At 70.8% G+C, this 12,346-nt stretch carries 8 protein-coding genes; 2 read left to right on the top strand and 6 right to left on the bottom strand.

What is annotated here, in order from left to right; all coding sequences use genetic code 11:
• Positions 1–270 precede the first annotated feature (270 nt).
• Positions 271–966, bottom strand: a complete 696-nt coding sequence (gene pyrF, locus QC385_RS37020) for an orotidine-5'-phosphate decarboxylase (RefSeq protein WP_279545779.1) — start codon at positions 964–966, stop codon at positions 271–273.
• 384 nt (positions 967–1,350) lie between these two features.
• Here pyrF and QC385_RS37015 point away from each other — a divergent pair, with 384 nt between their 5' ends.
• Together QC385_RS37015 and QC385_RS44385 are read left to right on the top strand one after the other, a co-directional pair.
• The gene (locus QC385_RS37015; protein WP_279545787.1) at positions 1,351–1,806 is read left to right on the top strand and encodes a MarR family winged helix-turn-helix transcriptional regulator; all 456 of its coding nucleotides are present in this window, start codon (positions 1,351–1,353) and stop codon (positions 1,804–1,806) included.
• A 148-nt stretch (positions 1,807–1,954) separates the two neighbouring features.
• The gene (locus QC385_RS44385) at positions 1,955–4,405 is read left to right on the top strand and encodes an MFS transporter (RefSeq protein WP_443033081.1); all 2,451 of its coding nucleotides are present in this window, start codon (positions 1,955–1,957) and stop codon (positions 4,403–4,405) included.
• Between the two features lie 82 nt (positions 4,406–4,487).
• On the opposite strand, the gene QC385_RS37000 is transcribed toward QC385_RS44385, so the two are convergent.
• From QC385_RS37000 to QC385_RS36980, 5 genes are all read right to left on the bottom strand, one after another.
• Positions 4,488–7,478, bottom strand: coding sequence for an esterase-like activity of phytase family protein (locus QC385_RS37000; RefSeq protein WP_279545778.1), 2,991 nt, complete (start codon positions 7,476–7,478; stop codon positions 4,488–4,490).
• Between the two features lie 108 nt (positions 7,479–7,586).
• A complete protein-coding gene (locus QC385_RS36995; protein WP_279545777.1) occupies positions 7,587–8,522 on the bottom strand; it encodes an ABC transporter permease in 936 nt (311 codons plus the stop codon).
• Positions 8,519–9,640 carry an ABC transporter permease gene (locus tag QC385_RS36990; RefSeq protein WP_279545776.1) on the bottom strand — a complete coding sequence of 374 codons (1,122 nt, stop codon included), beginning with the start codon at positions 9,638–9,640 and terminating at the stop codon, positions 8,519–8,521. The genes QC385_RS36995 and QC385_RS36990 overlap by 4 nt, the downstream gene beginning before the upstream one ends.
• Positions 9,637–11,223: an ABC transporter ATP-binding protein gene (locus tag QC385_RS36985; protein WP_279545775.1), complete on the bottom strand. Its 1,587-nt coding sequence runs from the start codon at positions 11,221–11,223 to the stop codon at positions 9,637–9,639. Before QC385_RS36985 ends, QC385_RS36990 begins: the two co-directional genes overlap by 4 nt.
• Before the next feature lie 16 nt (positions 11,224–11,239).
• Entirely contained in the window at positions 11,240–12,334 is a 1,095-nt protein-coding gene (locus tag QC385_RS36980; protein ID WP_279545774.1) for a BMP family lipoprotein, read from the bottom strand.
• Positions 12,335–12,346 lie beyond the last annotated feature (12 nt).

Below are 12,346 nucleotides of genomic sequence, written 5' to 3'. Positions count from 1 at the left end.
GCCCGGAGGGCGGGCCTCGCGGCGTCCGGTGCGTGCTCTGGGGGTCCCCCCGGCCGAAGGCTGGGGGAGTGCCGGGCGGACGCCCGCGTACTGGTTGTACGCGGGTGTTCGCCCGGTGCGGCGAGAGTGCGTGCCGGGCGTCGCGGGGCAGGCGGGACTTTGCGGACACGCCCTAGGCATGCGCCCCCGCAGTGAGAGAGGAATCCGCTGGGGCGGTCGACCACTCGAAACGGCAGCGGCCTGACCAACGAACCCGGCGGGTGCTTCCGGTCACAGCCCCAAGTCGGCGCGCACGAGCCGAACCGCGGCTACTGGGTCTTCGGCTCGGGTGACTGTCCGGCCCACGACGATGTGTGACGCGCCGGCGGCGACGGCAGCACGCGGTGTCCCGGGGCGGGCGTGCTCGGATGGGGATTCACCGGGCAGTGTCACTCCCGGCGTGACGATCAGGGAGCTGGAACCCAGTACACCCCGCAGCCGTGCGGCTTCCTGCGGCGATGCGATCACGCCATGGCATCCGGCGCCGTCCGCCAGCCTCGCCAGGCGCAGCACCTGCTCCTCCGTCGAGGCATTGACCCCGAGGTCGGCGAGGTCGGAGCCGGTCATGCTGGTGACGACGGTCAGAGCCAGGACACGCAGGCGGGGAAAGTCGCGGGCCGCGGCGACGGCGGCCGCCATGATGTCGGTGCCGCCCATGCTGTGCACCGTCACCATCGACGCGCCCAGCGCCCCTGCTACACGGACTGCGCCGGCAACGGAGTTCGGTATCTCGAAGAGCTTCAGGTCCAGGAACACCTCATGGCCCTCGGCGACGAGGTGCTTGATGAAATCGGGCCCCGCCGCCGCGAGCAGCTCCAACCCGACCTTGTAGAAGCGGCATTCATCACCCAGACGGTCGACGACCTCCTCAGCCGCCCGACGGCTGTCGAAATCCAAAGCAACGATGATCCGGCTGGTTGACTCCACGGCGCCATTGTCATCCACCACGCCGATCGGCCCGTGGACGGGTTGCCTCAACCCGACTGACGTACCGGTGAACAGGGGGCGGCGTACCGCGGCGGCAGCGCCACGTCAGGTGCCGCAGCCGGGCGTCGTCGGCGGTGCCGACCGCGACCACGGGCTTCGACGCGGGCAAGAAGGTCGAGGGCCCGCAAGCGGTTCATCGTCATCGAGCCCCTCAGCCTGCTCTGGCCGTTCAGGTTGTTGCAGCGCTGCGGGTACCGCCGGCAGGGACCTCCAGATCGGGCGGGTGCTGAAGGCTCACCCCGGCCGCGATCGGCAATCAGTATTTTGACATAGGTTTCTTGTCATAGGTAACTTGGCGGCGTGACCGGAATCAGTGGGGCTCCCATGAGCCAGGGCGTCGACCATGTGGCCTCAGGCCTCGTGGCGTGCCTGCCCGTGCTGAACCGGTACGTCAAGCAGAGCATCGACCGGCAGCTGCCCTATCCCAAGCTCCCCGAGCGGCAGTTGACCCTGCTCCAGTACGTCGCCGAGCACGACGGCGCGACCGTCCACGAGGCGGCCGAGGCGCTGCGGATGATGCCGAACAACGTCAGCGCCCTGGTCACCCGCCTCACCGAAGCGGGCCTGCTGGAGCGGCATCAGGACGCCACCGACAAGCGGGTGGCGCACCTGTGCGTCACCGCCAGGGCGCGTCAGCGCATCGGCGAGGTGCAGAACATCGCGGCGGCGCAGCTCGCGTCCGCGCTGCGCACCCTCACCGACGGCGACCGCGACGCCCTCGGCTCGGCGCTCGGCGCCCTCGAGGCTCTCACCCGGCGCCTGCGCGACCACTCCACCTGACCGGTCCGACTCCTCGTACGCCCACTGCCCTTGCCGCTGCCGCTGCCGCGGCGGGGGCCGGGCGTGCTGCTCGCGTACGCATCTCCCCCCTCACGCACATGTCCACGCGCCCCAGCCGCGCGCCGCACGTCCCAAGGACAGCTCACACATGTCTGCCACCGCTGTCTCCACAGCGCCCACTGCCGTCTCCGACCCCCACCCCCGCGGTCTACGCGCCAACCCCTGGCTGACGCTGGTCGCCGTCGCGTTCGGCCTGTTCATGGTCGGCCTCGACGGCTCCGTCGTCTCGATCGCCAACGCCGAGATCGCCCGCGACCTCAACGCCACCACCGCCGAACTGCAGTGGGTCACCAACTCCTACCTGCTCGCCCTCGCCGCCGCCCTCATCCTGGGCGGCAAGCTCGGCGACCGCCTCGGGCGCCGTACGGTCTACCTCGTCGGCGTCGTCGGATTCACCGCCGCGTCCGTCGCGATCGGCCTCGTCGGCTCGATCGAGGGCGTCATCGCCTTCCGTGCCGTGCAGGGCCTCTTCGGTGCGATGCTGATGCCCAACACCCTCGCGTTGCTGCGCGCCGTGTTCCCGCCGAAGAGGTTCGGCATGGCGGTCGGCATCTGGGCGATGATCTCGTCCGTCTCCACCGCGCTCGGCCCGATCGTCGGCGGACTGCTCGTCGAGCACGTCAACTGGGAGTCCGTCTTCTACATCAACGCCCCCATCGGCGTCATCGCCCTCGTCTTCGGCCTCGTGGTGCTGCCGCAGTCCAGGAACGAGACGGCCGCGAGCGAGAAGTTCGACGTGCCCGGCGTCGTGCTGCTCGCGCTCGGACTGCTCGCCGTCGTCTTCGGCGTCGTCAAGGGCGAGACGTGGGGCTGGACTTCGGCCGGCACGCTCGGCGCGATCCTCGGCGGTGTCGTCGTCCTGGTCCTCTTCGGCTGGTACGAGACCCGCGTCGCGCACCCGCTCCTGCCCATGCGGCTGTTCCGCAACCCGGCCCTGACCATCGGTGTGTTCGTCACCGCGCTGAACTTCTTCGTCCTGCTCGGCGTGATCTTCTTCGTGATGCTGTACCTGCAGAACGTACGCGGCTTCACGCCCGTCGAGTCCGGTGTGCGCACCCTTCCGCTCAGCCTCGCCTCCATGCTGGCCTCGCCGCTCGGCGCGAAGCTCACCGAGAAGTTCGGCCCGCGCCTGACCATGCCGCTCGGCATGGTGCTCCAGGCAGGCGCCGCGTTCACGATGCTCGCGTGGAGCGCCGACTCCTCGTACGCCACCATGTGGCCGCCGTTCGTCGCGCTCGGCCTCGGTGTCGGCATCGTGATGTCCGCGTCCTCCGACGCGATCGTCGGCAACGCCCCCGTCAAGGACGGTGGCATCGCCGGTGGCCTCCAGGCCACCTCGCTCCAGGTCGGCGGAGCGCTCGGCACATCGGTGCTCGTCTCCCTCATCAGCAGCCGAGTCGGCTCCACCCTCGCCGACTCGCTGACCGACGCCGGCGTGCCCCACTCGGCGGCCGCTCGCTTCGAGGAGGCGAAGGACGCGGTCGCGATGGGCGTCGCCCCGGTCTCCGACGCGATGCCCGCACAGCTCAGGGCGGCGGTGGTGGAGGGCAGCCACACCGCCTTCATGAACGGCGTCCACACCGCCGTCCTGGTCACCGGCGCCCTCGCCCTCGTGGGCGCGGCCCTCGCGGCGTTCGGGCTCCGGGGCCGGAAGGACGGGCACGGCGAGAACGACGCGAATGTGCCGAGCCCGGCCGCTGCCCCGGCCGCGCCCGCCAGGGACACGTCGCCCGTCCCGGCGGCGACCGCGGGTGCCGCTGCCGCGGTCCGGTCCTCCGGCGGCATCCCGGTCAGCGGCCACGTCATCGGCGCCGAGTCGGCACCGGTGCCACGGGCAGCCGTCACCCTGATCTCGCTGGGCGGGCGGCAGGTGGGCCGTGTGGCGGCCCACCCGGACGGCTCGTACACGGTCGACGCGCCGGGCGCGGGAAGCTACGTGCTCATCGCCTCCGCCGAGGGCTACCAGCCGCAGGCTTCCACGGTGGTGGTCGGCGAAGAGCCCGTCTCGCACGACATCCTGCTCGTCGGCACCAGTGGCCTGGTCGGCACGGTCAGGTCGGCGGACCGCAAGGAGCCGGTCGTCGGCGCCATGGTGGTCGCGGCCGACGCGCGCGGTGACGTGCTCGCCGCCGGACTGACCGACACGGACGGCGCCTTCGGTTTCGCCGAGCTGGTGCCCGGCCAGCTGACCCTCGCGGTGACCGCGGCCGGGTACCGGCCGGTCGCGCTGCCCGTCGAGATCGCCACGCAGGGCGTCACCAGGACCGAGGTGGAACTGTCCTCCGGCTTGCAGGTGCAGGGCGTGGTCCAGGCCGCGGGCCGTCCGCTGAACGACGCCCGGGCCACGCTCATCGACGCGGCCGGCAACCTGGTGGCCACCGCGATCACCGGAGAGGACGGTGGCTATGCCTTCACCGACCTGGACGGCGGCGCCTACACGGTCATGGCGGCCGGATACCCGCCGAAGGCCACCAACCTGAGCGTGCACGGCTCGGGTGTGGAGAGCCACGACATCGAGCTCTCCCACCCGGGCGAGTGACAGCCGCCGGGCCGGACGCGCCGGGAGCGGAAGCGCGCCCGGCCCGGCGGTGAGGGACCCGGCTCGCCGACCCGCGCTGTCGTCAGGGCAGCTCGGTCACGCGGTCGGTGCCCGGCGGGGCGACCGGGCTGTGGGCGGTGAGGTAGTCGGTGAGGGCCGCGATGTCGTCCCCGCCGCCGACGGTGCCGGTGCCCTCGGCGAAGGTGGTGAATCCGTCGCCGCCCGCGGCGAGGAAGGTGTTCGCGGTGACCCGGTAGGTGGCATCGGGCTTCAGTGGTTCGCCGTTGAGCGTGATCGACGCCGGGTCGATGCGGTCGCCGACCGGCGCGCTGCGGGAGAAGGAGTACGTCAGGCCCTTGGAGACGCCGAGCATGAGGGTGGGTGCCCGGGTGCCTGAGTCGTTGAACTGCTCTTCCAGGACCTTCTCGATCTGCGCCCCCGTCAGGTTCACGGAGACCAGGGAGCCGGCGAAGGGCTGTACGGCGAATGCCTCGGCGTATGTGATCTCGCCGGGCGCCTCCCCGCCCGTCGACGACCCGTGGACCAGGTCCGCCCGCACCCCGCCCGGGTTCATCAGGGCGATCTGGGCTCCGCCGCGCTCCGGTGCCGAGGTCGCGGCGAGTTGGGCGTCGGCGACGAGGTTCGCCAGGTCCGACTCGGCGTCGCGGGTCTCGGAGCGGGTGATGTCGGCGGTGACACTGCCGACGACCCGGTTGGCCAGCGGCGCCGACAGTGCCTTCCACTTGTCGATGACGGCACTCTGGTCGGCGTCCTTGGCGCCGGTGCGAGTCACGAGGTGGTTCATCGCGGCGACCCGGCCCCGTACGACGTCCCCGGTACGGCGGTCCACCGGCAGCCGGGTCTCGGTGACCACCCGGCCGAACGACGACGCCGAGGTGACCATGCGGGGATTGCCGGCCGGGTCGGGCAGGGAGCAGATGTACGGCTGGTGGGTGTGGCCGGTCACCACGGTGTCGATCGCCGGGTCGAGGTTCTTGGCGATCTGGACGATCGGGCCGGAGATGCCGTCGCACTGGCCGTACGATCCGGCCTGCACGCCGCCCTCGTGCAGCAGGACGACGATCGCCTCAACTCCCTGGCGGCGCAGTTCGCGGGCGGAGGCGTTGGCGGTCTCGACTTCGTCGAGGAAGCGCACTGCCTTGATACCGGACTGGCCGGTGACCTCGGGTGTGCCCTCCAGGGTCATGCCGATGAAGCCGACCTTCACCCCGTCCGCCTTCTTCACCCAGGTGGGCGCCAGGAGGGGCTTTCCGGAGTCTCGGTCGATGACGTTGGCGGCCAGCCAGGGGAACCGGGCGCCGTCGTACGGCTCGTCCTTGATGAAGCAGCCGTCCTCGGGGTGGCAGCCCCCGTGCTGCATGCGCAGCAGTTCGTCGGTGCCCTCGTCGAACTCGTGGTTGCCGACGCTGGTGACGTCCAGGTGCAGTTTCTCCATGGATTCGACGGTGGGTTCGTCGTGGAAGAGGCCGGACAGGAAGGGGCTGGCGCCGATGATGTCGCCCGCGGCGACGGTCAGCGAGGAGTCCGTGCCCTGCCTCAGCTGGCCCAGCCGGGCCGCCAGGTATTCCGCGCCGCCGACCGGTGTGGACTTCGCGTCGAGCTTGGAGCCGAGGTTGGCGTCGCGTCCGGTGGGCGGCTCCAGGTTGCCGTGGAAGTCGTTGAAGGACAGAAGCTGGACGTCGACGGTGGACGGCGGCTTCTGCGTCGTGGGGAAAGCACGGGTGTACGAAAGCCACAGCCGCACGTCGGCGGAGTCCGTACGGCCGTTGCCGTCGAGGTCTCCGGCCCGCCCGGCGGTCGGGATCGCCGCCAGGTCCTTGGCGTCCACGGCACCATCGCCGTTGACGTCCGGGGTGCGGGTGGCGAGGAGATCCGGCCGGACGGACAGCAGGTGGAACTTCGTGACACTGCCGTTGAAGCCGAAGTTGTCGTCGGCGACGAGGACGAGTGAGAGGGAGCCGTCGGGCAGCTTCGGCCCCCAGGTGATGCCCTCGACGTTGTCGGCGTCGGTGCCGGAGGTGGTGAAGTCGTACAGGAGCTTCTTCGGCATCGGCTTCTCGGTGCCGGACAGGGCGTCCTTGCCGCCCACGTCCGTCGCGCCGATGGTGCTGGTCCAGTAGAGGCGGATGGAGAAGCCGACACCGGAGGCGAATGACCGCTCGACGGTGAGGTAGTCGGTGTCGTTGATCGCGAGGATCTCGGAGACGCCCCGGTCCGCCGAGTACGTTCCGACCGGGGCGGGCAGCGGCGCGGTGGGCGCGTCGGAGATCGGGTCGACCTCGTAGACGTGCTCGGCCTCCGCCTTCCCGGTCCGACGGTCCATCAGCAGCAGCCGGGACGGGCTCTTGGCCGTCAGCCCGGCCGCGGGGCCGTCCTGGACGAGGGCGTTCTCGGTGATGGTGAACACCTTGCGCCCGTCCGGGGAGAGGGTGAGCCCTTCCAGGGCCTGGTTGTTGCGCACCCCGGCGGTGAGGGTGCCCGATGCCGAGCGGACGGGGTCGTACGCCTTGGGCAGCGGCAGTTCGCGTACGTACCCGCCGGAGGTGGTCGCCTCCCGGACGAAGGCGGGCTGCCCGGCGGACGAGGCGCCCTCGCTGGTCCACAGCAGGCTCTCGCCGTCCGGGGTCCAGCGGATCGCCTCGGGGTCGACCGCCTTGGGTGCGAAGGGTTCGCCGGTGGTGTCGGCGAGTACGGTCAGGCCGTCGAGGGCGGGCTTGTCGCCGGCGAAGGCTGCGCCGTCGAGCGGCAGTCGGAGGGTGTAGAAGCGGGCCTTGCCGTTCTCCGAGCGGTCGTCGCTGAGGGCGACGTACTCGCCGGACCGCGGGTCGTAGTCGATGCCGGACAAGCCGCCGAACGGCATGCCGAACTCCGTCGTCCCGGCGGGGACCGTGAGCGTGTCGAGGAGCCGTACGTCCTGCGGCTTGGCGGAGGTGTCCGCCTCGGGTTCCGCAGCGAAGCCGTTCGTCAGGGCCAGGCTGCCGAGGAGTCCGGCCGCGGCGAGGGAGGCGAGGAGCGCGCGTCTACGGCGGCGCGCGGGGGATCTGTGTCGCATGGGTGTCCTTCCAAGGGAGGCACATGGGCGTGCGGGCATGACTCGCCGACCCGCACGCCCGGCAGGGTGCGGACGGGTGGGAGAGCCCAGTGAGAAGGGGACGAGGCGTCAGAGTGAGGCGGCGGCCGGCACGGCACGGCCCCGGCGCTTGCGGCGCCACGCGTACAGGGCGAGGGCGACCAGCGTCATCGCGTACGGGATCGTCGACACCAGCTGCGGCGGTACGTCGAGCGAACCGAGCTGCACGGCCAGTGCCTCCGCCGCTCCGAAGCCGAGCGCGGCGAGGAAGACACCCCACGGCCGCATGCCGCCGAGGAACACGGCCGCGAGGGCGATGAAACCGCGTCCGGCGGTCATGTCCCGTACGAAGAAGGAGACGTAGCCCATGCTGAGGAAGACCCCGGCGAGCCCTGCGAGGGCACCGCTGAGGGCGAGTCCCGTGTACTGGACACGCCGTACGGCGATGCCGACCGAGGCCGCCGCGTCCGGCATCTCGCCGACCGACCGCAGGTGGAAGCCGAAACGGGTTCGGTAGAACAGCCAGGCGACGAACGGCGCGGCCAGGAACGCCAGCCAGGTGACCATGTTCTGGCCGCTCACCACATCGCCGAGCACCGGCACGTTCTCGACGCCCGGCAGGGTGACCGTCGGCAGGCTGCCGCTCTTCAGGCCGGAGGTGCCGCCCTTGTCGTCGAGGAGGCTGTAGACGGCGTAGGCGGTGCCGCCGGAGGCGAGGAGGTTGAGGCCGATTCCCGCGATGATCACGTCGGCGCCCAGTTCCAGGCGGAGGACGGCGAGCAGCACGCCGAGCAGCGTCGCCACCGCGACCCCGCACAGCGCGCCGAGGGCGACGGATCCGTTGTATCCGGCGACGAGCGCCCCGGTGCAGGCCGCGCTCAGCATCTGGCCTTCCAGGGCGATGTTGCTGATGCCGGCGCGTTCGGCGACCAGTCCGCCGAACGCGGCGAGCAGGTACGGCGTGGCGATCCTCAGCGCGGCGGCCAGAAAGGCGCTGCTGAGGACGACGTCGAGCACGGAACTCATCGGACGCCCACCTGCCTGCGGGCGATCCGCCGCTTGAGGAGGTCGGGCAGGGCCTGGGCGGTGACCAGCAGCACGATGACCGCCTGGATGACCACCACGATCTCGGTGCCGACGTCGGTCTGCTGTTCCATGATGTCGCCCCCGGCGCGCAGGTAGGAGTAGAAGAGTCCGGCGACCACGACGACCAGTGGGTTGTTCCTGGCCAGCAGGGCGACCACGATCCCTTCGAAGGCGAGGCTTCCGGCGAGCCCGGGTTCGAGCCGTCCGTACACCCCCTGGACGAGATGGGCTCCGGCCAGGCCCGCGACGGCGCCGCCGATGACGAAGCTCCACTCGATGACGCGGGGCACGCGGATGCCGCCGTAGGCCGCGAAGTCGGGGTTGGCGCCGGTCATGCGGATGCGGTAGCCGAGCGGGGTGCGGGTGATGAGCAGCCACAGGGCGACGGCGGTCAGCAGCATCACCCCGAAACCGATGTTGGCCCGGCCCAGCGGGATGCCGAACCAGTCGCTGAGTGGCGTGAGCACGGAGTCCTGCTGAACGGACTTCGAGTGCACGGCGCTGCTGCCGGACTCCTTCAGCGGGCCGTTGACCAGATAGTCGTAGACGCGGACGGCGATGGCGTTGAGCATCAGCGTGGCCACGATCTCGTTGGCGCCGAGGCGTGCCTTCATGGCGCCGGGCACCAGGCCCATCCCGGCGCCCGCGGCGGCTGCCGCGGCCATGGGCACGATCACGGCGACGACGGGCGGCAGCGGCAGGAAGATCGCGACGGTCGCGGCCGCCAGCGCACCGGCGTAGACCTGGCTCTCGGCGCCGAGGCTGATCTGCCGGGCGCGGAAGGGGATCGCGACCGACAGTCCGAGCAGGGTGAGCGTGGTGGCGTCCTCCAGCCAGCGGCCGACGCGGAAGGAGCGGTCCAGCGGGCCGGTGAGCATCACCTCGTAGGCCCGTACCGGGTCGTTGCCGGTGGCGAGCATGACGAGGAAGCCGACGGCCAGGGCGGCCACGATGGTGGCCAGGGCCATGCTGAGGTCGACGGCGAAGTCGCGGCGCCGGGTGGTTCGGTACTGGCGGCGGTCCTCGGTCTCGATCAGGGTCGTGGGGGTGGTGGTCATGGGGCCTCCTCCCCCACGGTCTCCAGACCGGCCGTGAGTCGGTCGCGGTCGTGCTCCTCGACGCCGAGCATGTAGAGCCCGACCCGCTTCTCGGTGAGGCCGGTCGTGTCGTCGAACCGGGCGACCAGGCGGCCGTCCTTGAGGACGAGCAACCGGTCGGAGAGGGCGAGGAGTTCGGTGAGGTCGGCGGAGATGAGCAGGACGGCGGCCCCCCTGTCGCGCGCGTCGACCAGACGCTCGTACATGAACCGCATCGCGCCGATGTCCACCCCGCGGGTGACTTGGGAGGCGATCAACAGGCTTGGTGCGGCCGAGAGTTCGCGGGCGACGATCACCTTCTGCATGTTGCCGCCGGACAGCGCGCGCACCGGGACCGACGGGTCGGGGGTGCGGATCGCGTACTGGCCGATCAGCTGCTCGGCATGGACGCGCACGGCACCCGGGTGCAGGATGCCTCGGCGGGCGAGGGGCGGTCTGTCGTGGCGGTCGACGACGAGGTTGTCGGCGATGGACGCGTCGAGGGCGGCGCCGTTGTGCAGCCGGTCCTCGGGGACGTAGCCGATGCCGGCCCTGCGGTGGCCCGCCACGTCGAGACCGGCCGTGTCGGTGCCGTCGATGTGGACCGTGCCAGTGGTGTGGCGGCGCAACCCGGCGAGTATCTCGGCGAGTTCGGTCTGGCCGTTGCCCTCGATGCCGGCCATGCCGACGATCTCCCCGGCGGCCACGTCGAAGTCGAGACCGTGCAGGGACTGGGCGGTCGGGGCCTCGTAGCGGAGGCGCCGTACCCGCAGGGTGGCGTCCGTGGGACGGGCAGGGGTGCGGTCGACGTCCAGGGACATGTCCCGCCCGACCATCATGGAGGCGAGGGAGCGCTCGGTGGCGTCGGCGGTGGCGACCGTGCCCACCAGGGAGCCGGCGCGCATCACGCTCACCTGGTCGCTGATCTCCCGTACCTCGCGCAGCTTGTGCGAGATGAACAGCACGGTCATCCCGCCGTCGCGCAGCCGGCGCACGGCGGCGAACAGGTCCTCGCTCTCCTGCGGGGTGAGCACGGCGGTCGGCTCGTCGAGGATCAGTACGCGGGCCTTCCGGTGGAGTGCCTTGAGGATCTCGGTGCGCTGACGCATCCCGACCGACACCTCGTCGACGCGTGCCCTGGGGTCGACGGTGAGTCCGGACTCCTCGGCGAGCCGGGCGGTCGTCTCCACGGCCGCCTTGGGGTCGACCAGACCGCGGTGGCCCGGTTCGACGCCGAGGACGACGTTCTGGGCGACGGTGAAGGACGGCACCAGCATGAGGTTCTGGTGCACCATGCCCACGCCCAGGGCGATCGCCGAGGCCGGGCCGCGCAGGACGCGTGGCCGTCCGCCGACCAGGATCTCGCCCGCGCTGGGCTGCTCCAGGCCGTAGAACATCTTCATCAGCGTGGACTTGCCCGCGCCGTTCTCGCCGACGACCGCCCGGATCTCGCCCGGCGGGACCTCCAGGTCCACGGCGCGGACCGCGCGCACCCCGTTGGCGTAGGTCTTGGTGACCTGGCGGGCGGCGACGGCCGGACCGCCCTCGCCCCATGGCTCGTTCATCGTCAAGGCCGTTCGGTTAGAGGGCGCTGGGCACCGTGACGGAGCCGGACTTGACCTTGTCGGCGGCTTCCTGGACCTCGGTGCGGATCGTCTCGGGCACCAACTCCTTGAAGTGGTCGTCGTTCACGTAGCCGACGGCGTCCTCGGCGAGACCGACGCTGGAGACGGCGCCGTACTTCAGGGAGCCCTTCTGGTCGTCCTGCGCGGCCTTGTACAGGGCGTTGCCGACGTTCTTGAGGATGGAGGTGACGACGGTGTTCTTCTGCGCCTGGTCGCCGAGGGTCCGGTACTGGTCGGAGTCGACACCGAACGCGTACCGCTTGGCGGTGACGGCCGACTCGAAGGTGCCGAGCCCGGAGAGCCCGGCGACCGGCCACACCAGCGCCGCTCCCTGGCCGTACATGGCGGTGCTGATCTCCTTGCCCCTGGCCGGGTCGCCGAACGGCTTGTCGCCGCCCACGTACTGGACGAGGACGTCGGACTTCTTTCCGCCGGCGGCCCGGAAGCCCGATGTGAAGCCGACGACGAAGTCCTCGATCAGCGGGATCTTCACGCCTCCCATGACACCGACCTTCTTCAGTGGTCCGGTGCCCTTGAGGGCTTTCGCGGCCACCAGCTTCTCGGCCAGGAATCCCGCGAGATAACCGCCCTCGTTCTGCTTGAAGGTGACGGAGTAGACGTTCTCGCACTTGTTGGAACAGGCGCCGTTCTTGCCGCTGTAGTCGACCGGGGCGTCGAAGACCCAGAACTTCTTGTCGGGGAATTCCGGGGCGAGTTTGCCGATGTAGTCGGTGACGTCGAAGGTGCCGGCGGCGAGGATGTCGTAGTCGTCGGCCGAGGCGGCGTCCTCGAAGCCGGGCTCCCACTTGGTGCGGTCGGAGCCGAGCTCCACCACCTTGAGCTGGTAGCCGAGGTCTTTCGAGGCCCGCCGCAGACCCGCGTAGGCGGAGTCGAAGAACGACTTGTCGCCCAGCCCGCCATTGATCACCAATTTGATCCGCGGCTTGCCGGACGAGGCCGCTCCGGAATCGTCCGCGTCGCCCGATCCTCCGCACGCGGTCAGCGCGAGCATCCCTGTCACGACGACGGCGGCGCTTCTTCCGTATCTCATCTTCGGTCTCCT

Origin of the sequence: Streptomyces sp. DH10, from assembly GCF_029813805.1 — a bacterium.
Classification (GTDB): Bacteria; Actinomycetota; Actinomycetes; order Streptomycetales; family Streptomycetaceae; genus Streptomyces; species Streptomyces coeruleofuscus.
Note: the sequence above shows the minus strand (reverse complement) of the source record. Positions and strands in the feature narration are given on the sequence as shown.

Coding starts and splice junctions, on each gene's coding strand:
- QC385_RS37000 (WP_279545778.1), bottom strand. CDS start 7,478: ATGCGACACAGATCCCCCGCGCGCCGCCGTAGACGCGCGCTCCTCGCC.
- QC385_RS36990 (WP_279545776.1), bottom strand. CDS start 9,640: ATGACCACCACCCCCACGACCCTGATCGAGACCGAGGACCGCCGCCAG.
- QC385_RS36980 (WP_279545774.1), bottom strand. CDS start 12,334: ATGAGATACGGAAGAAGCGCCGCCGTCGTCGTGACAGGGATGCTCGCG.
- QC385_RS36995 (WP_279545777.1), bottom strand. CDS start 8,522: ATGAGTTCCGTGCTCGACGTCGTCCTCAGCAGCGCCTTTCTGGCCGCC.
- QC385_RS37015 (WP_279545787.1), top strand. CDS start 1,351: ATGAGCCAGGGCGTCGACCATGTGGCCTCAGGCCTCGTGGCGTGCCTG.
- QC385_RS44385 (WP_443033081.1), top strand. CDS start 1,955: ATGTCTGCCACCGCTGTCTCCACAGCGCCCACTGCCGTCTCCGACCCC.
- QC385_RS36985 (WP_279545775.1), bottom strand. CDS start 11,223: ATGAACGAGCCATGGGGCGAGGGCGGTCCGGCCGTCGCCGCCCGCCAG.